Raw genomic sequence first — 19,934 nt, 5'->3', positions numbered from 1 at the left:
TTTTGCCGATTTTCAGCGAATCCGGCACACTATCGACCGCCCGAGCATCTGCTCGGTTTTATTCACTCACGCAGAAGCCGTATGACCCGTTCCCCGTTCCGCCGTCTTGTGTTTGGCACCTTGCGCCGACTGTTGTATCTCTGGGTTCGCTCGGAGACGATCAACCAGTCGTCGTTCACCCTCAACCTCGACCGCAGTCGTCCGGTGTTCTACGTCCTGCAAAATCCTTCGCTGACCGATCTGGCCGTGCTCGACACCGAGTGCACCAAGGCCGGCCTGCCGCGTCCGGTGCTGCCGGTGTCGGTCGGTTCGCTGGTCGAACCGGCGGCGTTTTTCTATCTGACGCCGGATCCGGACTGGCTCGGTCGCCAGGACAAACGCGGTGCACCGCCGACCCTGACCCGATTGGTCAGCGCCCTCACCCAGAACGCTGCCGAAGACGCGCAAATCATCCCGGTCAGCGTGTTCTGGGGCCAGTCGCCGGACAGCGAAAACAGTCCGTGGAAGCTGCTCTTCGCCGACAGCTGGGCAGTCACCGGGCGCCTGCGTCGATTGCTGAGCATCATCGTTCTCGGCCGTAAAACCCGCGTGCAGTTCTCCGCGCCGATTCACCTGCGTGAGCTGATCGAGCACAACAAGGGCCACGAACGCACCGTGCGCATGGCCCAGCGGATCCTGCGCGTACACTTCCGCAATCTCAAAGCAGCGGTGATCGGCCCGGACATTTCCCACCGCCGCAATCTGGTCAAAGGCCTGCTCAACCAGCCGCTGGTCAAGCAAGCGATCCTCGACGAAGCCGAGCGCGAAAACATCTCGCCGGAAAAAGCCAAGGCGCAGGCCCTGCGATACGGCAACGAAATCGCCTCGGACTACACCTACACCGCGATCCGCTTCCTTGAAGTGGTACTTAGCTGGTTCTGGAACAAGATCTACGACGGCATCAAGGTCAATCACATCGAAGGCGTGCAGAAGGTCGCCCAGGGTCACGAAGTGATCTACGTGCCGTGCCACCGCAGCCACATCGATTACCTGCTGCTCTCGTATTTGCTGTTCCGCAACGGCCTGACCCCGCCGCACATCGCCGCCGGGATCAACCTCAACATGCCGGTGATCGGCAGCCTGCTGCGGCGTGGCGGCGCGTTCTTCATGCGCCGCACATTCAAGGGCAACCCGCTGTACACCTCGGTGTTCAACGAGTATCTGCACACCCTGTTCACCAAAGGCTTCCCGGTCGAATATTTCGTCGAGGGCGGCCGTTCGCGCACCGGGCGCATGCTGCAACCGAAAACTGGCATGCTCGCGATCACCTTGCGCAGTTTCCTGCGTTCGTCGCGGATGCCGATCGTGTTTGTGCCGGTGTACATCGGTTACGAGCGCGTGCTGGAAGGTCGTACCTACCTCGGCGAACTTCGCGGGGCGAGCAAGAAGAAAGAATCGATCTTCGACATCTTCAAAGTCATCGGCGCACTCAAGCAACGCTTTGGTCAGGTCGCGGTGAACTTCGGTGAGCCGATCAAACTGGCGGAATTCCTCGACGCCGAGCAACCGGACTGGCGCCAGCAGGAACTCGGCCCGCAGTACAAACCGGCATGGCTCAACGAAACCACCAACCGGCTCGGCGAGAAAGTCGCGCAGCATTTGAACGAAGCAGCGGCGATCAACCCGGTCAACCTGGTAGCGCTGGCGCTGCTGTCGACCACGCGCCTGGCGCTGGACGATCGCGCCATGGCCCGCGTGCTGGATTTGTATCTGGCGCTGCTGCGCAAGGTTCCGTATTCGCCACACACCACGCTGCCGGAAGGTGATGGTCGCGCGTTGATCGAACATGTGAAGGACATGGACTTGCTCGCCGAGCAGAACGATGCGCTGGGCAAGATTCTTTATCTGGATGAGCAGAACGCCGTCCTGATGACTTACTACCGCAACAACGTTTTGCACATTTTCGCCCTGCCGGCGCTGCTCGCGAGTTTCTTCCAGAGCGCTTCGCGCATGAGCCGCGAACAGATCCTGCGCTACACCCGTGCGCTGTATCCGTACCTGCAATCGGAGCTGTTCATTCGCTGGTCTCTGGAAGAACTGGATGGCGTGGTCGATCAGTGGCTGGAAGCGTTTGTCGAGCAAGGCTTGCTGCGCTTCGAGAAGGATGTTTACCTGCGCCCGGCACCGAGTTCGCGACATTTTGTCTTGCTGACGCTGCTGTCGAAGAGCATCGCGCAGACCTTGCAGCGCTTCTACATGACCGTGTCCTTGCTACTCAACAGCGGCCAGAACAGCATCAGCGCCGAAGAGCTTGAAGACCTCTGCACCGTGATGGCCCAGCGCCTGTCGATCCTCCATGGCCTCAATGCCCCGGAGTTCTTCGACAAGAGCCTGTTCCGTCACTTTATCCAGACCCTGCTCGACCTCGACGTGCTGCGTCGCGACGAGGCCGGCAAGCTCAGCTATCACGAACTGCTCGGTGAACTGGCGGAAGGTGCGGCGAAGCGCGTACTGCCAGCGGACATTCGATTGTCGATCCGCCAAGTGGCATTGCATCGCAGTGAAGATGCGGCTGAAACGGCGGTCATTGCCGAAGGCTGAAACTTGCCGATAACTAACGGAGAGCCCGCCGGGTTCTCTCGTTAGTTGATTCGTGAATAAATAGGCTCACTTTATTAATCGCGATAAAGATATCGAGATGAGCCTGTTGCAAGAACAAACTCCCATTGTCACCGTCGACTTCCGTCTGCCCCCAGACTTCCGCGCTCCTGAGGGCGGTGAGAATGAAACGGTGGTCAGCGTCAAAGCCATTACTTTAACTTCGCCGATTACCATCAAAGACTGGCGACACTCGTCAGTTTTCGATGTCGACTGGAAGTTCTCTTTCCCGCATCACTACCACGATGTCGGCGTGAAATATCAGATCAACGTTCAAATGTTTCATGACCAACAGCCACTTCTGTTGGCGCTGGATTACTTTGTTATCGTCAACACAGCCCCGCACCGACAGACGCTGCATCTGAGTCCGATCGGTTTTTTGCATGTGCAAGTTCAGGAGCCGCGCACGATTGCTGAACACGAAGCTGTAACGATCAGCCTGCACGATGCAGATCATCCCGAGGCACAACTTGCCCGCATCACACACGATGAACGAACCGCCGCTTCGTTTTATCTGCAATACGATCCGGACAGCGTCATGCCCGGTAAGCGTTATGCGTTAAGCGGTGTTGAAAATCGCTACCGTCAATCCATTCTGGTCACGCCGTCGCATGTCGAACTTGCGCCGGTTTCGCCCAACCTGGGCTCGTGGCTATCGCAGTGGATTGCGCAATGGCTGAAAAAACCATTACGTTTGTTCACTGACGTTAAGGACAAAATCCGCTAGATTCCCCTTCGGTGCCGGGATTCTTCCGGTGCAAAAGTCACAGAGGTCCCGATGAAAAAACTCACCCTTCTCGCCGCTGCCACTTTGTTGAGCGCCTGCCAATCGACCACACCGGCCGGCAAGGTCGGCCTCGATGGCGAAGTGTTCTACCTGCAGCGCATCGCCCTGCCACCGAGCGCGACCCTCAGCGTGAGCCTGCAAGACATTTCTCTGGCCGATGCGCCCGCCGTCGTACTCGACGAGCAGAAAGGCCCGGTCCAAGGTCAGGTACCACTGCCTTTTCACTTGAGCTACGATCCTGCGCAAGTCAAACCCGGTCACCGTTATTCGGTCAGCGCACGCATTGAAGTGAATGGTGAGCTGATGTTCATCACCACCGAAAACCACGCCGTGCAACTCGACGGCAACGACCCGCAGCCGCTGAAAATCCGCGTCGACGCCATTCGTTAATTCATATTCTGCAACAAGGAAGCCGCCATGCTCCGCCCTACCCTTCGCTTCGCCGGCCTGTGCGCGGGCCTGATGATCTGCGCCAACGCCATGGCCCTGTCGCTTAGCGATCTGTCACAAAAAGACGCTACCGGCGGCCTCAAGGACACCCTGACCCAAGGTGCGCAAATTGCCGTCAAACAACTGGGCACCCCGGGTGGCTTCAGCAACAACCCCGATGTGAAGATCGAACTGCCGGGCAAACTCGGCAAAGCTGCCAGCAAGATGAAAGCGTTTGGCATGGGCGCTCAGGTCGAAGAACTCGAAACTGCGATGAACAAAGCGGCGGAAAGCGCCGTGACTCAGGCCCAGCCCATCCTCGTCGATGCCGTGAAGAAAATGAGCGTGGAAGACGCCAAGGGCATCCTCAGCGGCGGCAAGGATTCGGCCACGCAATACCTCGACAAATCCAGCCGCGAACAGATCCGCGCCAAGTTCTTGCCGATCGTCAAACAGGCCACCGACAAGGTTGGCGTAGCGCAGAAGTACAACTCGTTCGCCGGCCAGGCTGCAGCCTTCGGTGTTGTTGATGCGAAGAGCGCCAATGTCGAAAACTACGTCACCGAACAAGCGCTCAATGGCTTGTTCGAAATGATCGGCAAACAGGAAGAAACCATCCGTCAAAACCCTGCCGCTGCGGCGACCAGCCTGGCGAAGAAGGTGTTCGGGACGCTGTAACCCACCGTGTAGGAGCTGCCGAAGGCTGCGATCTTTTGATCTTGAGTATTTATATCAAAGACAAGATCAAAAGATCGCAGCCTTCGGCAGCTCCTACATGGAATCACGGCAAACCCGCCCCCCAATCAGGCCGAGTGTCAGCTCGCCTGCTTTTGATCCCCGCAGAAACGGATATTCACAAGGAACACCCAAAACATGGTCGGCCCGAAGGCCGCCACGTCAAACCAAAGATCAAGCCTCGCGCCGAACCCTGAACCAAGCCGCATACAACGCCGGCAAAAACAAAAGAGTCAACGCCGTAGCGACAATCAACCCGCCCATGATCGCCACCGCCATCGGCCCGAAAAACACACTGCGCGACAACGGAATCATCGCCAACACCGCCGCCAGCGCCGTCAACACAATCGGCCGGAACCGCCGCACGGTCGCCTCGATGATCGCCTGCCAGGGCTTAAGGCCGGAAGCGATATCCTGCTCGATCTGATCCACCAGAATCACCGAATTGCGCATGATCATCCCCGACAACGCAATCGTCCCCAACATCGCCACAAACCCGAACGGCTGGCGGAACACCATCAGGAACAATGTCACTCCGATCAAGCCCAACGGCGCGGTCAAAAACACCATCGCCGTGCGCGAAAAACTGCGCAACTGCACCATCAGCAACGTCAGCACCACGACGATGAACATCGGCACCCCGGCATTCACCGACTTCTGCCCGCGCTCGGAATCTTCCACGGTGCCGCCGACATCCAGCAGATAACCATCCGGCAACTCGGCGCGAATCGAATCCAGCGTCGGCATGATCTGCTTGACCAGGGTCGCCGGCTGCTCCTTGCCATAGATGTCCGCTCGTACGGTAACGTTCGGCAGCCGATTGCGATGCCAGATAATCCCTTCCTCAAAGCCGTATTCCAGCGTGGCAATCTGCGACAACGCCACGCTGCGGCCGTTATCGGTCGGTACCGCCAGACTCGGCAACAACGACAACTCAGTGCGCTCATGCACCGTGCCGCGCAACAGAATCTCGATCAACTCGTTGTCTTCGCGATACTGACTGACACTCGACCCGGTCAACGAACTCTGCAGGAATTTCGCCAGATTGGCCGTGCTTACGCCCAGCGCCCGGGCGCGATCCTGATCGATGTTCAGGTACACGACCTTGCTCGGTTCCTCCCAATCCAGATGCACATTGACCACGTGCGGATTCTCGCGAACCTTGGCCGCGACCTTGCGCGCCAATGCACGGACTTCTTCGATGTGTTCGCCGGTGACGCGGAACTGAACCGGATAGCCAACCGGCGGGCCGTTTTCCAGGCGCGTGACCCGCGAACGCAGCGCCGGGAATTGCTCGTTGAGTGTCTCGATCAACCAGCTGCGCAGCGCTTCACGCTCCTCGATGTTCTTCGCCAACACCACAAACTGGGCGAAGCTCGCCGCCGGCAATTGTTGATCGAGCGGCAGGTAGAAACGCGGCGAACCGGTGCCGACATAGGCCACGTAATTGTCGATGCCCGCATGATCCTTAAGCATCGCTTCGAGACGTTTGACCTCGCCTGTGGTGTTGGCCAGGGACGCGCCTTCAGCCAGTTTCAGATCGACCATCAACTCCAGTCGGTTGGAGGCCGGAAAGAATTGCTGCGGGACGAAACGGAACAACATCACCGAAGCGATAAACAGCCCCACCGTTAACACGATCACAGTCTTGCGGTGCGCCACACACCATTCCACCAAACGACGAACGCGCTGATAAAACGGCGTGCCATATGGATCAGGCTGGCCATCGCCGGTGCCGTGTTTGGCGGCATGAATTTTCGCCAGATCCGGCAACAGTTTTTCCCCCAGATACGGCACGAACATCACTGCCGCGACCCAGGAGGCGAGCAGCGCGATGGTCACCACCTGAAAGATCGAACGGGTGTATTCGCCTGTGCCGGATTGCGCCGTGGCAATCGGCAGGAAACCGGCGGCAGTGATCAACGTACCGGTCAGCATCGGGAACGCGGTGCTGGTCCAGGCGTAACTCGCCGCACGAATGCGATCGAAGCCTTGCTCCATTTTGATCGCCATCATTTCCACGGCGATGATCGCGTCGTCCACCAGCAATCCGAGCGCCAGCACCAGCGCACCGAGGGAGATCTTGTGCAGGCCGATGCCGAGGTAATACATGCAGGCGAAGGTCATCGCCAGCACCAGCGGAATGGTCAGCGCGACGACCATGCCGGTGCGCACGCCGAGGGAGAAAAAACTCACCAGCAAGACAATCGCCAGCGCTTCGACCAGTACCTGAACAAACTCGCCCACCCCGGTTTTCACCGCCGCCGGCTGATCGGAAACCTTGCGCAATTGCATGCCGGCCGGGAGGTTTTTCTGGATGCGCGAGAACTCGCCTTCCAGCGCTTTGCCGAGGACGAGAATGTCGCCACCGTCCTTCATCGCCACGGCCAGACCGAGCGCGTCCTCGCCCATGAAACGCATGCGCGGCGCCGGAGGATCGTTGAAACCACGGCGCACGTCAGCCACATCGCAAATGCGGAACGTCCGGTCACCAACGCGGATCGGGAAGTTCTTTATCTCATCGACTGTCTTGAAATTCCCCGAAACCCGCAACTGCAAGCGCTCGCTGCCGGTTTCAAAGAACCCGGCGGTCGACACCGCGTTCTGCTCTTGCAGCGCTTGTTGTACCGCCGCCAGCGGCAAGCCAAGGGTCGCCAGTTTGACGTTGGACAGCTCGACCCAGATCTTCTCGTCCTGCAAACCGAGCAAGTCGACCTTGCCGACGTCCTTGACCCGTTGCAGCTGGATCTGGATGCGATCAGCGTAATCCTTGAGCACGGCGTAATCGAAACCGTCGCCGGTCAGCGCATAGATATTGCCGAACGTGGTGCCGAATTCATCGTTGAAAAACGGCCCCTGGATGTCCGGCGGCAAGGTCTGGCGAATGTCGCTGACCTTCTTGCGCACCTGATACCAGAGGTCGGGGATTTCCTTGGAATGCATCGAGTCGCGGGCAATGAACGTGACCTGCGATTCGCCGGGGCGCGAGAACGACACGATGCGCTCATACTCACCGGTTTCCATCAGTTTCTTTTCGATGCGTTCAGTGACCTGGCGCGAGACTTCCTGCGCGGTCGCACCCGGCCAACGGGTCTGAATGACCATGGCCTTGAAGGTGAACGGCGGGTCTTCGCTCTGGCCGAGTTTGGTGTAGGACAACGCACCGACGATGGCCAGCAAAAGCATCAGGAACAGCACAATCTGGCGATTGCGCAGCGCCCATTCGGAAAGGTTGAAGCGCATCGGGACTTACTCCTTGTCCGCCAGATTGACCACACGGTTGGAGCGATCCACCGGACGCACCTGCTGCCCCTCCAGAAGCACATGCACGCCGGCGGCGACTACCCAGTCGCTGGCGTTCAGACCTTCGAGCACCGGCACGGTTTTCTCGCCGAACGGGCCGACGCGCACCGGGGTTTTCTTCAGGGTGTTATTGCCGTTGACGACCCAGACATAGGTCGCGCCGTTTTCAGCGGTCAGCGCCGAGAGCGGCACGGACAGCGACAGCGCATCGGCCGATTGCACGAACACACGGGCGCTCTGCCCCAGTTCCGCCGGGACTTTGCCGCTGGTAAAGGAAATCCGTGCGGCGAATGTGCGCGAGCGTGGATCGGCAGCCGGCGACAGTTCGCGGATCTGCCCGGCGAAGCGCTGGTTCTGTTGCGTCCACAATTCGACGGTCACCGGCTGACCCACCTTGAAGCGGCCAAAGCTCTGCTCCGGCAGGCTGATCGACACTTCGCGCTCGCCATCGGTGGCGAGGGTAAACACGGTTTGCCCGGCGGCGACCACCTGGCCGACTTCCACCGAACGCTTGGCCACCACGCCATCCTGTGGCGCACGCAGCACCGCGTAACTGGCCTGATTGGTCGATACGTTGAATTCGGCTTTGATTTGTTTGAGGCGGGCTTCACCGGAACGGTAAAGGTTTTCGGCGTTGTCATACGCCGAGCGGCTGACCATCTGCCGATCCATCAGGGTTTTGTAGCGATCACGCTCGGCGCGCACCATGGTCAGATTGGCTTCCGCGGCGGCCACTTGTGCGCGAGTGGCTTCGAGTTGCAGACGCACGTCCTGCGGATCGAGTTCGGCGAGTGGCTGATCAGCCTTCACGCGCTGACCTTCGTCGACCAGTCGTCGGCTGACTTTGCCGCCGATACGGAACGCCAGATCGGGTTCGTAACGGGCGCGCACCTCGCCCGGATAACTTTCCATCGCCTGCGCCGAAGGCTCTGGCTGCACCACCATGGCCGGTCGTACGGTGACTTGCGTCGCCTCTTCCTGACCGCATGCGGACAATAACAACGCCAGACTCGCTGGCAACGCAAAGGACAACGCATGGCGGAACATGGTGACGGACCTTTCGCTAATGGTGCTTGGAATAATTATACTGGCGGGTATGTTATTAATAGCAAACTCACCAGTCCAGTAATAAAAGCGAAGAATGTCGAACAATCTTTCAGCTCCAAACGGCCCGGGCCGCCCCAAGGACCTGGCCAAGCGCCAGGCGATCCTCGACGCGGCGAAAATTCTGTTTCTGAGTCATGGCTATGCCAACACCAGCATGGACGCGGTCGCCAGCGAGGCCGGCGTGTCGAAGCTGACGGTCTACAGCCATTTCAACGACAAGGAGACGCTGTTCTCCGCCGCCGTAGTGGCCAAATGCGAGGAGCAATTACCGCCATTGTTCTTCGAGTTGCCCGGAGGCATTGCCGTGGAAAATGTGTTGCTGAACATTGCCCGAGGCTTTCATCACCTGATCAACAGCGATGAATCGGTGAATCTGCACCGCTTGATCATGGCGCTGGGGGTTCAGGATCCGAAGCTGTCGCTGATCTTCTTCGAGGCGGGACCGCAGCGCATGGTGCAAGGCATGGAGCGGTTGCTGACGCAAATCCATAACAGCGGCGTGCTGAGCATCGACCTGCCGCGCAATGCCGCCGAGCATTTCTTTTGCCTGATCAAAGGCGCGGGGAATTTTCGGTTGCTGTATGGCTGTGGCGAGCCGTTGAGCGAAGAGGCTTCGGAGAGCCATATTCAGGAAGTGGTGGGGTTGTTTATGCGGGCTTACAAACCCTGATTTCTTCGGTGCCTGAGCGGACGCCTTCGCGAGCAGGCTCGCTCCCACAGTTGAAATACATTCCAATGTGGGAGCGAGCCTGCTCGCGAATAGCAGCGACTCGGTCTTAGAGTTTTAGTGCTTTTTTCGGATAAATGTCATACCGGCTGGATTTGCCATCCAGCGCATGACTCGGCTTCGGCCCTTCAATGCACGGTGCTTTGCGCGGGCGCTTGACCACCACCCGGTGCGTCGCCAAGGCCAACGCAGCCTGCAACAGCGCCGGCGCATCCGGATCATCGCCGACCAATGGGCGGAACAGGCGCATCTCTTTTTTCACCAGCGCAGTCTTCTCACGATGGGGAAACATCGGATCGAGATAGATCACCTGCGGCGCCTCGCCTTCCCAGTTCTGCATGACCTCGATGGAGTTGCCCTTGAGCAACTTCATCCGCGCCACAATCGGCGCCACCTCGAAATCTTCCGCGCCACGTGCCAGACCGTCCTCAAGCAGCGCGCCGATCAGCGGCTGACGCTCGATCAGGCTCATCTCGCAACCGAGACTGGCCAGCACAAACGCATCCTTGCCCAGCCCCGCCGTCGCATCCAGCACCCGTGGACGCACGCCTTGCGCGACGCCGACAGCCTTCGCGATCATCTGCCCGCTGCCACCGCCGTATAAACGTCGATGTGCCGCGCCACCTTCAACGAAGTCGACGCGCACCGGCCCCGGCGCTTCCGGGCCGAGTTGTTGCAGCTGCAAACCCTGCTCGCCGACCTGCAAGGCAAACTCGCCGTCTGCCACCTCACGCGGCAGACCGAGACGCTCGGCCCACTGCGCAGCTTGCGCTTCAAACGTCGCGCCGAGGGCTTCGACATGGATGCGGCAGGCCGCGGGTTGCTCAATCATGGAAAACACGCTCAAAAATTCAAGGAGCGGCAAAAACCGCCGATAACTCATTCAACGCACATTTTGCCAGAGCTGAGCGTCAACCGAAAAAAATGTCAGGCATTCTTCCCACATCGATTGGCTACATCTCGCCCCATGGCGACTTCAGCCGTCAAAATACTCAAGCACTGAGCGGCGTCAGCCATCTGTGGCAAGATTTCTTTGCCCAGGCGCTGGCTGAACAGTCGAGTGATGTGGTGCCGGCCTGCGGCACGTTTCCACCGGTTGACCTGAACAGCCCTGAAGAGCCGACCGTCGGCAGCGAACTGCACGCGCACATTGTCAGCCAGCGCGAATGCGATGTGGTCGACACCGAAGTGCGTCCGCCAGAGCCGCTGTTCCTGCCGATCGCCGAGTTCGAAACAGAGCTGCTCGACAAGCCGTTCCCACCGTTCCCGCCAGAAGAACTCAAGGCTCAGCAAACCCAACAGGATTTCGACAGCAGCTGGGTACGTCCGGTCGTGATCAACAATGGTCAACCGACACCAGAACCTGGCCCGGCGCCGCAGAAGAAGCCGTTGTACCTGCCGATTGCCGAGTTCGACCTGGACTTGATGCAGAAACCTTTCCCGCCGTTCCCGCCGGAAGAAATCGTCGAGCAACAGAAGGCGCTGGACTTCGATAACGGCTGGGCACGCCCGATCGTTCTGCAGAACCTGCGCCTCGCCGCTTAAACCTCAGCGACAGACACTCCAACGCCCGACATCGACATGAAAATGATTGCGATGGGCGGCGTTGTAGTCCGGACTCAACACCACACTGAACGCCTCGCAGGCGCCGTCACGCACCTGGCGCAGAAACGCTGCGTCCTGACTTTGCTTCGGCCAATCCTTGAGCACGCTGACGGTGCGCCCGTCAGCCAGACGGAAACCAGCGATATCCAGCGCATCGGCGCTGGCGTGGCGGCTTAGCGCGCCATTTTCGCGGTTGTAGATATTGCGGCAGGCAAAGCTGCCGAGATGATCGAGGCGCACGACCTTCTCGCCGTAAACGGCTTGCGCGGCGGGTTGCAGGGTGTGGCGCTCGAACAGCGCGTAGGCCACCGCCAACGGGCAACTGGCGAGGAAACTGCTGCTCAGCGCCACCTCGCCGCCCTGTACGCGCAGTGCGCCGATCAGCGGGCACTTGGCGTCGGGACTGTCGGATTGCCGCGTGACGCGCAATTCAGAGCTGCTCAACGCCTGGGCGCAGAGTTGCGGGTCACTGCGCAAACGCATGAGCTTGTAGCCGGTCAGCCAATTGGGCGCGGCCTTCACGTCCAGTGGCGCCCATGGATTCCACTGCGGCGGGACCTCAAGCCAACCGCGCCAGACACTGAGCAACGCGCCGCCAACGATCAGCACCAGCAGCAACGCAATCCAGCGTCCCATGCTCAGCCCTTGAAGAACTGATTGGCCTTGGCGTACGGCATCGACTGCGAGGTGAAGCCGAACGTACCGGACTGCTGGATTTCTTCGGCCGCGCGAAAGAACTCACCGAACGCCGCCAACGCCAGCGCCGAACCAGTGCTGACACGGCGCACGCCCATTTCTTCAAGTTGCTGCACGGTCAGCTTCAAACCGCCGGACATCAACACATTGACCGGTTTCGGCGCCACCGCACGCACCACCGCCAGCACTTCTTCGGCGCTGCGCAAACCCGGCGCGTACAGCACGTCGGCGCCCGCGTCGGCGAAAGCCTTCAAGCGGCGAATGGTGTCGTTGATATCAGGATTGCCGTGCAGATAGTTCTCCGCACGCGCGGTAAGAATGAAGGGAAACGGCAACGTGCGCACGGCGGCGACGGCGGCTTCGATACGCGCCACGGCGTGTTCGAAACAATAGATCGGCGCGTCCGGGCGACCCGTGGCGTCTTCAATCGAGCCACCGACGGCGCCCGCCTCGGCTGCGCGCAGCAAGCTTTTCGCGGATTCGGTCGGGTCGTCGGCGAAACCGTTTTCCAGATCCACTGCTACTGGCAAATCCGTTGCGGAGACAATCGCGCGGACATTGGCCAAGGTCTCTTCGAGACTCAACGCGCCATCGGCCTTGCCTTGGGAAAACGCATAACCGGCGCTGGTCGTTGCCAAGGCCTGATAGCCGAGACTGGCGAGCATCTTCGCCGAACCCGCATCCCACGGATTGGGAATGACGAAAATCCCCGGACGGTCATGCAGGGCTTTGAAGGCGTGGGCTCTAAGGACTTGTTCTTGAAGGGCAGCGGCGTCCATCGGCAGGCTCCTGGGCAGGAAAAAAATCCGCTTCAGAGCAGGCCAAGTTGCTCCGCGGCGGGTTCTCTGTATAGCTCAGGCAGCGCCGGCAAGCCAGGCAAACGTTGCATCAGTTGTGCATGAAAACGTTGCGCCAGCTTCGCTGCCATGAGGTTGTCGGCGGTGTGCAGGAAGATGTACGGCGTGCGCCCCTCTTCGATCCACTCGGCGATTTTCGCCACCCATGGCACGAGGAACGTGTCGTTGGCTTCAAGCTCGGGATGGCCGATGAAACGCACTTGCGGGAACTGGGTGAAGGCCGCCGGACGTGTCGGCACACGGGGCTTTTTCGATTGCGCGTGGATCACCGAAGACTCGGTCGACAGGCAACTGAACAGCGCCCGGGGATCAAGACAAATGCGTTCGACGCCACGATCGAGCAGCAGACGATTGAGCAATCGCTCGCTTTCACCCTTGGCGAAGAATTGCTCATGACGGACTTCAACGGCCAACGGGCAATCCAGCGCATCAATGAACGCCGCCAGTTCCGGCAGACGCTGCGGCGTGAAGCTTTTCGACAATTGCAGCCACAGCGGCGAGACACGCTCGCCGAGCGGTTTGAGTAATTGCAGGAAGGTTTCGGCAGCGGTCAGTTGTTCACGCAAGTCGCCGCCATGGCTGATGTCGCCGGGAAATTTGGCGGTGAAGCGAAAGTGCACCGGCATGATCTCGGCCCAACGCTGCACAGTGGCGGGCGACGGGCTGGCGTAGAAGGTCGTGTTGCCTTCCACTGCGTTGAACACTTGAGAATAGAGACCGAGGAAGTCAGAAGTCTTGGCGTCTACCGGGTACAGATAATCGCGCCAAGCGTTTTCGCTCCAGGACGGACAACCGAGGTAGTAAGGCAGCGCCATCAGATGTACAGGTCGAGGCCCAGCACGTCTGCATCCCAATCGACAAAACCCGCGGTGCTGAGGTAGCTGGCGAGGGCCATGGCTACGCTCTTCTTCATCGCACGGTGATAGATCATGTCTTGCTGACGGGCAGGCAGATTGGCCAGGCGTTGTGCGGAGGCTTTGGCAGCGCGGGCGGCCATTTGCTCTTCAGTCGGGAATTCCAGCTCGCCATCGATATCGTCGACGGATTCATCCAGCGCCGCATTGCCTTTGCGAGGCTTGCGCTTGATGGGGTAGGACTGAGAGGAAAGGCCGTCTATACGCATAATTTCATGCTCGGTATCGATGATGGCAATTTAGCGGCACCGGGCCGACTTAGCAAACTGCCGAGTGATAACTAGAACACATAAAGCGCAAAAGGTTTAAAACCTGAGGCTGGAAACTGACGATTGGCGTTTTGAAAATCAAAAGATCGCAGCCTGCGGCAGCTCCTACATGCGTACCTGTGCAGGAGCTGCCGCAGGCTGCGATCTTTTAAAGGCTCAACGGGCTTTGGGGGTGGCGACCTTATCGCGCAGGTAAACCGGTTGCGCATCGTCCGCCGGGATCGACTCGCCGCGTTCCCAGGCGAAGCGCGCCAGAGTCAGCAAGTCTTCGGCGTGGGGCAGCATGCCGGCATCCGAGCCGCTAAGATTGACGGCAATGCGCTCGGCATACCCCCAACCGGTGCCGGCACCGAACCATTCGCCGCTGGCATCGGCCGGCAACGCGGCGACTTCCGGAGGCAACACCGCTTCGGCACCGACCAGGCGCATCTCCCCCGCCGTCTCGCGGTAGCAGCCCCAATAGACTTCATCCATCCGCGCATCGATGGCCGCCGCGACCTGGCTCACGCCGTGTTCACGAAAGGCACGCTGCGCCAGCACCGCAAGATTGGACACCGGCAGCACCGGACGCTCCAGCGCGAACGCCAACCCTTGCACCACGCCAATGGCGATTCGCACACCGGTAAACGCGCCTGGCCCACGACCGAAGGCGATCGCATCGACCGCCTGCAACGTGGTGCCGGCATCGGCCAGCAGTTGCTGGATCATCGGCAGCAGCTTCTGCGCGTGCAGGCGCGGGATCACCTCGTAATGGCTCGTGACCTTGCCGTCATGCAGCAAGGCAACGGAGCAAGCTTCAGTCGCGGTGTCCAGGGCCAGCAAGGTGCTCATCGATGTTTCCAAAACAGGGGTGGGAAAAAGTGCGTCAGTATAAACAACTACGGCCCGCAAGCGGGCCGTGGATGATGCTGCGATTCAGACTTTTCAGCTCAGCGCTGCGAGCACCTTGGCGGTGATTGCATCAACCGAACCAACGCCTGGGATGTGGCTGTACTTCGGCTTGCCCGCGTTTTTCGCCGACAGGTTCTGATAGAACTCCACCAGCGGCTTGGTCTGCGAGTGGTAAACCGACAGGCGATGACGCACGGTTTCTTCGGTGTCGTCCTTGCGCTGTACCAGCTCTTCGCCGGTGATGTCGTCTTTGCCCGCGATTTTCGGCGGGTTGTAGACGATGTGGTAAACGCGGCCGCTGGCTTCGTGAACACGACGACCGGCGATGCGTTGCACGATTTCTTCATCTTCAACGGCGATTTCAACCACTGCATCCAGCTCAACGCCGGCAGTCACCAGTGCTTCAGCCTGCGGAATGGTGCGCGGGAAGCCGTCGAACAGGAAGCCGTTGGCGCAGTCTGGCTGAGCGATGCGATCCTGCACCAGTGCGATGATCAGGTCATCCGACACCAAGCCGCCGGCATCCATGATGCTCTTGGCTTGAACGCCTAGCGGCGTGCCGGCCTTGACCGCGGCACGCAGCATGTCGCCGGTGGAGATTTGCGGAATGCCGAATTTCTCGGTGATGAACTTTGCCTGAGTACCTTTACCGGCCCCGGGAGCTCCCAGCAGAATGACGCGCATCGATGTGCTCCTCAATTTTTTATATAGAAAACAACAGGATTCGCCTCTTGGGGCCAATCTTAAAAATACGGGTCGTGGCCGCACAAACGGCCAAAGGCTGATCAAGATACACAGCAGGCTGCGCCCACACAAGACGCCAAAAGTCGGAGAAACCGCTGCCTGCCGCGACCTCGCGATCCGGTGAGCCAAGTCGCAACCCCATCATTAACTGTCGCCTGCCGGCACTTTCCCTCTGCACGCAATGCGGCACTCGAGGTATCCCCAAGGTGCCTTGCGTCCCGTGAAAAACCTTAGCCGGTATTGCGCAGACCGGCGGCGATCCCCGCCACAGACACCAGCAACGCCTGTTCCACCGGGCTGCCCTGCTCGACATTCTGCTGCCGTGAACGGGCCAACAGTTCGGCTTGCAATAGATGTAGCGGGTCGAGGTAAGTGTTGCGCAGACGGATGAATTCGAGGGTGTCCGGGCTATGTGCCAGCAACTGCGACTGGCCAGTCAGACCAAGCACCACCGCGCACGCCTGCGACAATAGGTCGCGTAACTGCGCGCCCAACGGCAGCAGATCCGGCTCGACCAGACGCTCGTCGTAGGACAACGCGATGTCCGCGTCAGCCTTGGCCAGGACCATTTCGAGCATGTCGATGCGCGTACGGAAGAACGGCCATTGCTCGCGCATCTGCCCGAGCAACTCGCCTTCGCCGCGCTCCAGCGCTTTGCTCAACGCCGATTCCCAACCCAGCCACGCCGGCAGCATCAACCGCGTTTGCGTCCAGCCGAAGATCCACGGGATCGCCCGCAGGCTTTCGATGCCGCCGGCGCGACGTTTGGCCGGACGACTGCCGAGCGGCAAACGGCCCAATTCCTGCTCCGGCGTGGACTGACGGAAGTACTCGACGAACTGCGGGTTTTCCCGCACCACCTGGCGGTAAGCGCTGACACCGTCGGCGGCCAATTCGTCCATCAGGTGCCGCCATTCCGGCGTCGGTGGTGGCGGCGGCAGCAACGTCGCTTCCAGCACGGCAGCGAGATACAGATTGAGGTTTTGCTCGGCGATGTCCGGCAGGCCGAATTTGAAGCGAATCATTTCTCCCTGTTCAGTGGTGCGGAAGCGCCCGGCTACCGAGCCCGGTGGCTGCGACAGAATCGCCGCGTGCGCCGGGCCACCGCCACGGCCGACCGTGCCGCCACGACCGTGGAACAGCAGCAGTTCAACTTGTTGCTCACGGCAGATTTCCACCAGCCGTTCCTGCGCGCGATATTGCGCCCAGGCCGCTGCGGTGGTGCCGGCGTCCTTGGCCGAGTCGGAATAGCCGATCATCACTTCCTGCGGGCCTTGCAGGCGTGCGCGATAGCCCGGCAGCAGCAACAACCGCTCCATCACCGGCCCGGCGTTGTCGAGGTCGGCGAGGGTTTCGAACAACGGCACCACGCGCATCGGCCGCAACACGCCAGACTCTTTGAGCAGCAGTTGCACGGCGAGTACGTCGGAAGCAGCGCCGGCCATGGAGATCACATAGGAGCCGAGCGACGCACCCGGTGCAGCGGCGATTTCCTTGCAGGTATTGAGCACTTCGGCGGTATCGGCCGACGGCTTGAAGTGCGCCGGCAGCAGTGGCCGACGATTGTTCAGCTCACGGGTCAGGAAGGCGATGCGCTGTTCTTCGTCCCAATCTTCATAGCGACCGAGGCCGAGATAATCGGTGATTTCGGTCATCGCCGAGCTGTGTCGTGACGAATCCTGGCGCACGTCGAGACGCACGAGGAACAAGCCGAACGTCACCGCGCGACGCAGGCAATCGAGCAGCGGGCCGTCGGCGATCACGCCCATGCCGCACTCGTGCAGCGAGTTGAAACACAGCTCCAGCGGGTCGAGCAGATCACGGTTGTTGTGCAGCACATCGGCAGGCGCCGGCGTCGGCGCAGTCAATGCGGCATGCGCCCAGTTGCGCGTCGCCCGCAGGCGTTCGCGCAATTGTTTGAGCACCGCGCGATACGGTTCGGCGCTGTCTCCCGCCTTGGCTTTCAAGGCATCGCTGGCCTGCTGCATCGACAGCTCGGCAGCCAGATGATCGACATCGCGCAGGTACAAATCAGCGGCCATCCAGCGCGCCAGCAGCAACACTTCGCGGGTCACCGCAGCGGTGACATTGGGGTTGCCGTCACGGTCGCCGCCCATCCATGAGGCGAAACGGATCGGCGCAGCTTCCAGCGGCAACCGCAGGCCAGTGGCGGCGAACAGCGCCTGATCGGCCTTGCGCATATGGTGGGGGATCGCCTGCCACAGCGAATGCTCGATCACCGCAAAACCCCATTTGGCTTCATCGACCGGCGTCGGTCGCGTGCGGCGGATTTCTTCGGTGTGCCAGGCTTCAGCGATCAAGCGTTGCAGGGTGTTTTGAATCTGTTCGCGTTCGGCGCTGGTCAGGTCGCGATGATCCTGGGCTGCGAGTTGCCCGGCGATCGCGTCGTACTTCTGGATCAGCGTGCGGCGTGCGACTTCGGTCGGGTGCGCGGTCAGCACCAGTTCGATTTCCAGCCGCGCCAGTTGCCGGGCTAGCGATTCGGCGCTGTGGCCTTCATTGCGCAAACGCGCGAGCAACTCAGGCAGCACGCGCGATTCGAACGGCGCCGGCTGCGACTCTTCGCGCCGATGGATCAACTGATACTGCTCGGCGATGTTCGCCAGGTTGAGGAACTGGTTGAACGCCCGCGCCACGGGGAGCAATTCGTCCTCGCTCAATTGATTGAGGCTGGCGCTCAGTTCAGCGTCCATCGAGCCACGGCGATCGGCCTTGGCGCCTTTGCGAATCTGCTCGATCTTGTCGAGGAAAGCCTCGCCGTACTGGTCTCGAATGGTGTTGCCCAACAGCTCTCCGAGCAGGTGAACGTCTTCGCGCAAGCGTGCATCAATATCGGTCATCAGCAATTCCCCAGCAGTAATCCGGACGGCTTAGAAACAAATGCATGACCTAGAGAGTGCCGCTCTACGACGCTTCTTACAAGCATCCGACCAAGGGACTTTAAACCTTGCGGGCGAAAGCTAGTCTCAACAGTAAGCCGTACAAAGGCTTGCCGCCGGCGCTGCCGGACACTCACCCAGGCCTGCCATGAGCAGGCGCGAAATGAGGTCATCATGAAAATTCGTGAACTCGCCCAGCATTGGGAAGAAAACGCCAAGGGTCGCCTGACCGACACTGGCTACACGATTCATCTGGACGTTGAAGCCGCTGCACGTTTGGCGGCGATTGCCGAGATGTACCCCAAACGCCATCCCGAAGAACTGCTCGGCGAACTGATTGGCGCAGCGCTTGAAGAGTTCGAAGCGAGCCTGCCATATGTGAAAGGTTCGACCGTGGTGGCGACGGATGAGGAAGGTGATCCGCTGTATGAAGACGTCGGACCTACACCACGTTTCCTCGCGTTGTCGCGCCGCCATTTGCATGACCTTTCGGCCGCTGCCGGCAAGCAAAAACACTGACACAACCTGGATCAAAACTGTGGGAGCAGGCTTGCTCGCGAATGCGGTGGATCAGTCGACATCGAAGGTGACTGACACACCGTATTCGCGAGCAAGCCCGCTCCCACATTGACTGTATTTCCATCTTGAAATCGGCTTGATTTCCAGCTTTAAAAACCCCGCGCGTACCGCCCCATCCCGCCAAAGTTCCCGCTTTAGAGCCTTGTCCATTCGGTCAAAAATTATTTAGGCGATAGGCCATCTTTTCTGAACTTTTGAAAAACGGCTCCGGTCGGAAGCTGTAACCACGCCTGGAACGAGCGTTTCAAAAACGCCTTGGACACGACGCTTTCGGCTCCTCGACCAGGATGGATTTAGTTGTTTTCAGGAGATGCCTAATGGAGTTGAAGACCATGAAAAACCAAACCACTTTCTCGCACTTGCGCGGTCTGAAACTGGCCGCTCTGGCCATCGGCACCAGCTTCGTGTTGGCCGGTTGCGCCGGTAATCCACCGACCGAGCAGTACGCCGTGACCCAATCGGCGGTCAACAGTGCGGTCAGCGCTGGCGGTACCGAGTTCGCGGCGGTCGAAATGAAGCAAGCGCAGGACAAACTGAAACAAGCCGAAATCGCCATGCACGACAAGAAGTATGACGAAGCGCGCACCCTCGCCGAGCAAGCCGAATGGGACGCTCGCGTCGCCGAACGCAAGGCTCAGGCAATGAAAGCCGAACAGGCTGTGAAGGATTCCCAGAAAGGTGTTCAGGAACTGCGTCAGGAAAGTCAGCGCACCGTGCAGTAAGCGCGCATCCCGACCGCAACGCTGAAACTTTA

18 protein-coding genes are annotated in these 19,934 nt (G+C 59.9%); 8 read left to right on the top strand and 10 right to left on the bottom strand.

The window, feature by feature from the left end; translation table 11 throughout:
- The first annotated feature begins 81 nt into the window (after window positions 1–81).
- The 4 genes from plsB to C2E19_RS06935 all read left to right on the top strand — a co-directional run bounded on the left by plsB (window position 82) and on the right by C2E19_RS06935 (window position 4,531).
- Complete coding sequence (gene plsB, locus C2E19_RS06950; protein ID WP_129389747.1) at window positions 82–2,580, top strand: glycerol-3-phosphate 1-O-acyltransferase PlsB; 2,499 nt, start codon at window positions 82–84, stop codon at window positions 2,578–2,580.
- A gap of 97 nt (window positions 2,581–2,677) precedes the next feature.
- Window positions 2,678–3,364, top strand: a complete 687-nt coding sequence (locus C2E19_RS06945; protein WP_129389744.1) for a hypothetical protein — start codon at window positions 2,678–2,680, stop codon at window positions 3,362–3,364.
- A gap of 51 nt (window positions 3,365–3,415) precedes the next feature.
- The gene (locus C2E19_RS06940; protein WP_129389741.1) at window positions 3,416–3,814 is read left to right on the top strand and encodes a YbaY family lipoprotein; all 399 of its coding nucleotides are present in this window, start codon (window positions 3,416–3,418) and stop codon (window positions 3,812–3,814) included.
- A gap of 27 nt (window positions 3,815–3,841) precedes the next feature.
- Window positions 3,842–4,531, top strand: coding sequence for a DUF4197 domain-containing protein (locus C2E19_RS06935; protein ID WP_129389738.1), 690 nt, complete (start codon window positions 3,842–3,844; stop codon window positions 4,529–4,531).
- A gap of 231 nt (window positions 4,532–4,762) precedes the next feature.
- Here the strand turns inward: C2E19_RS06935 and C2E19_RS06925 are convergent, their stop codons facing one another.
- Together C2E19_RS06925 and C2E19_RS06920 are read right to left on the bottom strand one after the other, a co-directional pair.
- Complete coding sequence (locus C2E19_RS06925) at window positions 4,763–7,831, bottom strand: efflux RND transporter permease subunit (RefSeq protein WP_129389735.1); 3,069 nt, start codon at window positions 7,829–7,831, stop codon at window positions 4,763–4,765.
- 6 nt (window positions 7,832–7,837) lie between these two features.
- A complete protein-coding gene (locus C2E19_RS06920) occupies window positions 7,838–8,938 on the bottom strand; it encodes an efflux RND transporter periplasmic adaptor subunit (RefSeq protein WP_129389732.1) in 1,101 nt (366 codons plus the stop codon).
- Window positions 8,939–9,032: 94 nt separating this feature from the next.
- On the opposite strand from C2E19_RS06920, the gene C2E19_RS06915 reads away from it, so the two are divergent.
- The gene (locus C2E19_RS06915) at window positions 9,033–9,668 is read left to right on the top strand and encodes a TetR/AcrR family transcriptional regulator (protein ID WP_129389729.1); all 636 of its coding nucleotides are present in this window, start codon (window positions 9,033–9,035) and stop codon (window positions 9,666–9,668) included.
- A gap of 106 nt (window positions 9,669–9,774) precedes the next feature.
- On the opposite strand, the gene C2E19_RS06910 is transcribed toward C2E19_RS06915, so the two are convergent.
- A complete protein-coding gene (locus C2E19_RS06910) occupies window positions 9,775–10,557 on the bottom strand; it encodes a class I SAM-dependent methyltransferase (RefSeq protein ID WP_129389726.1) in 783 nt (260 codons plus the stop codon).
- A gap of 92 nt (window positions 10,558–10,649) precedes the next feature.
- Here C2E19_RS06910 and C2E19_RS06905 point away from each other — a divergent pair, with 92 nt between their 5' ends.
- Complete coding sequence (locus C2E19_RS06905; RefSeq protein ID WP_129389723.1) at window positions 10,650–11,270, top strand: energy transducer TonB; 621 nt, start codon at window positions 10,650–10,652, stop codon at window positions 11,268–11,270.
- Between the two features lie 3 nt (window positions 11,271–11,273).
- Here C2E19_RS06905 and C2E19_RS06900 read toward each other — a convergent pair whose 3' ends face one another.
- The 7 genes from C2E19_RS06900 to ppc form a co-directional block, all read right to left on the bottom strand.
- Window positions 11,274–11,966 carry an extensin family protein gene (locus C2E19_RS06900; RefSeq protein WP_129389720.1) on the bottom strand — a complete coding sequence of 231 codons (693 nt, stop codon included), beginning with the start codon at window positions 11,964–11,966 and terminating at the stop codon, window positions 11,274–11,276.
- A gap of 2 nt (window positions 11,967–11,968) precedes the next feature.
- Window positions 11,969–12,805, bottom strand: a complete 837-nt coding sequence (locus C2E19_RS06895) for an oxaloacetate decarboxylase (protein WP_129389717.1) — start codon at window positions 12,803–12,805, stop codon at window positions 11,969–11,971.
- A gap of 32 nt (window positions 12,806–12,837) precedes the next feature.
- Window positions 12,838–13,698, bottom strand: coding sequence for a DUF72 domain-containing protein (locus C2E19_RS06890; protein WP_129389714.1), 861 nt, complete (start codon window positions 13,696–13,698; stop codon window positions 12,838–12,840).
- Complete coding sequence (locus C2E19_RS06885) at window positions 13,698–14,006, bottom strand: hypothetical protein (protein WP_064393215.1); 309 nt, start codon at window positions 14,004–14,006, stop codon at window positions 13,698–13,700. The genes C2E19_RS06890 and C2E19_RS06885 overlap by 1 nt, the downstream gene beginning before the upstream one ends.
- A gap of 216 nt (window positions 14,007–14,222) precedes the next feature.
- Complete coding sequence (gene tsaB / locus C2E19_RS06880; RefSeq protein WP_129389711.1) at window positions 14,223–14,897, bottom strand: tRNA (adenosine(37)-N6)-threonylcarbamoyltransferase complex dimerization subunit type 1 TsaB; 675 nt, start codon at window positions 14,895–14,897, stop codon at window positions 14,223–14,225.
- A gap of 93 nt (window positions 14,898–14,990) precedes the next feature.
- Window positions 14,991–15,641: an adenylate kinase gene (adk, locus tag C2E19_RS06875; protein ID WP_034154864.1), complete on the bottom strand. Its 651-nt coding sequence runs from the start codon at window positions 15,639–15,641 to the stop codon at window positions 14,991–14,993.
- Window positions 15,642–15,931: 290 nt separating this feature from the next.
- Window positions 15,932–18,562, bottom strand: coding sequence for a phosphoenolpyruvate carboxylase (gene ppc / locus C2E19_RS06870; RefSeq protein ID WP_129389708.1), 2,631 nt, complete (start codon window positions 18,560–18,562; stop codon window positions 15,932–15,934).
- 213 nt (window positions 18,563–18,775) lie between these two features.
- Between ppc and C2E19_RS06865 the strand changes: the two genes are divergently transcribed.
- The gene (locus C2E19_RS06865) at window positions 18,776–19,120 is read left to right on the top strand and encodes a hypothetical protein (protein WP_064120549.1); all 345 of its coding nucleotides are present in this window, start codon (window positions 18,776–18,778) and stop codon (window positions 19,118–19,120) included.
- A gap of 377 nt (window positions 19,121–19,497) precedes the next feature.
- Window positions 19,498–19,902, top strand: coding sequence for a DUF4398 domain-containing protein (locus C2E19_RS06855; protein WP_129389705.1), 405 nt, complete (start codon window positions 19,498–19,500; stop codon window positions 19,900–19,902).
- Window positions 19,903–19,934 lie beyond the last annotated feature (32 nt).

This window comes from Pseudomonas sp. DTU12.3 (genome assembly GCF_004124275.1).
In the GTDB taxonomy this organism is placed as follows: domain Bacteria; phylum Pseudomonadota; class Gammaproteobacteria; order Pseudomonadales; family Pseudomonadaceae; genus Aquipseudomonas; species Aquipseudomonas helmanticensis.
This window is presented reverse-complemented; position numbering and strand designations above follow the sequence as displayed.

Bases quoted from the DNA above. Each gene is read 5' to 3' on its own strand.
- C2E19_RS06855 (WP_129389705.1), top strand. From the start codon at position 19,498: ATGGAGTTGAAGACCATGAAAAACCAAACCACTTTCTCGCACTTGCGC.
- C2E19_RS06935 (WP_129389738.1), top strand. From the start codon at position 3,842: ATGCTCCGCCCTACCCTTCGCTTCGCCGGCCTGTGCGCGGGCCTGATG.
- C2E19_RS06890 (WP_129389714.1), bottom strand. From the start codon at position 13,698: ATGGCGCTGCCTTACTACCTCGGTTGTCCGTCCTGGAGCGAAAACGCT.
- plsB (WP_129389747.1), top strand. From the start codon at position 82: ATGACCCGTTCCCCGTTCCGCCGTCTTGTGTTTGGCACCTTGCGCCGA.
- C2E19_RS06900 (WP_129389720.1), bottom strand. From the start codon at position 11,966: ATGGGACGCTGGATTGCGTTGCTGCTGGTGCTGATCGTTGGCGGCGCG.
- C2E19_RS06905 (WP_129389723.1), top strand. From the start codon at position 10,650: ATGTCAGGCATTCTTCCCACATCGATTGGCTACATCTCGCCCCATGGC.
- C2E19_RS06925 (WP_129389735.1), bottom strand. From the start codon at position 7,831: ATGCGCTTCAACCTTTCCGAATGGGCGCTGCGCAATCGCCAGATTGTG.
- C2E19_RS06915 (WP_129389729.1), top strand. From the start codon at position 9,033: ATGTCGAACAATCTTTCAGCTCCAAACGGCCCGGGCCGCCCCAAGGAC.
- C2E19_RS06895 (WP_129389717.1), bottom strand. From the start codon at position 12,805: ATGGACGCCGCTGCCCTTCAAGAACAAGTCCTTAGAGCCCACGCCTTC.
- adk (WP_034154864.1), bottom strand. From the start codon at position 15,641: ATGCGCGTCATTCTGCTGGGAGCTCCCGGGGCCGGTAAAGGTACTCAG.
- C2E19_RS06940 (WP_129389741.1), top strand. From the start codon at position 3,416: ATGAAAAAACTCACCCTTCTCGCCGCTGCCACTTTGTTGAGCGCCTGC.
- C2E19_RS06945 (WP_129389744.1), top strand. From the start codon at position 2,678: ATGAGCCTGTTGCAAGAACAAACTCCCATTGTCACCGTCGACTTCCGT.
- C2E19_RS06910 (WP_129389726.1), bottom strand. From the start codon at position 10,557: ATGATTGAGCAACCCGCGGCCTGCCGCATCCATGTCGAAGCCCTCGGC.
- C2E19_RS06920 (WP_129389732.1), bottom strand. From the start codon at position 8,938: ATGTTCCGCCATGCGTTGTCCTTTGCGTTGCCAGCGAGTCTGGCGTTG.
- tsaB (WP_129389711.1), bottom strand. From the start codon at position 14,897: ATGAGCACCTTGCTGGCCCTGGACACCGCGACTGAAGCTTGCTCCGTT.
- C2E19_RS06865 (WP_064120549.1), top strand. From the start codon at position 18,776: ATGAAAATTCGTGAACTCGCCCAGCATTGGGAAGAAAACGCCAAGGGT.
- ppc (WP_129389708.1), bottom strand. From the start codon at position 18,562: ATGACCGATATTGATGCACGCTTGCGCGAAGACGTTCACCTGCTCGGA.
- C2E19_RS06885 (WP_064393215.1), bottom strand. From the start codon at position 14,006: ATGCGTATAGACGGCCTTTCCTCTCAGTCCTACCCCATCAAGCGCAAG.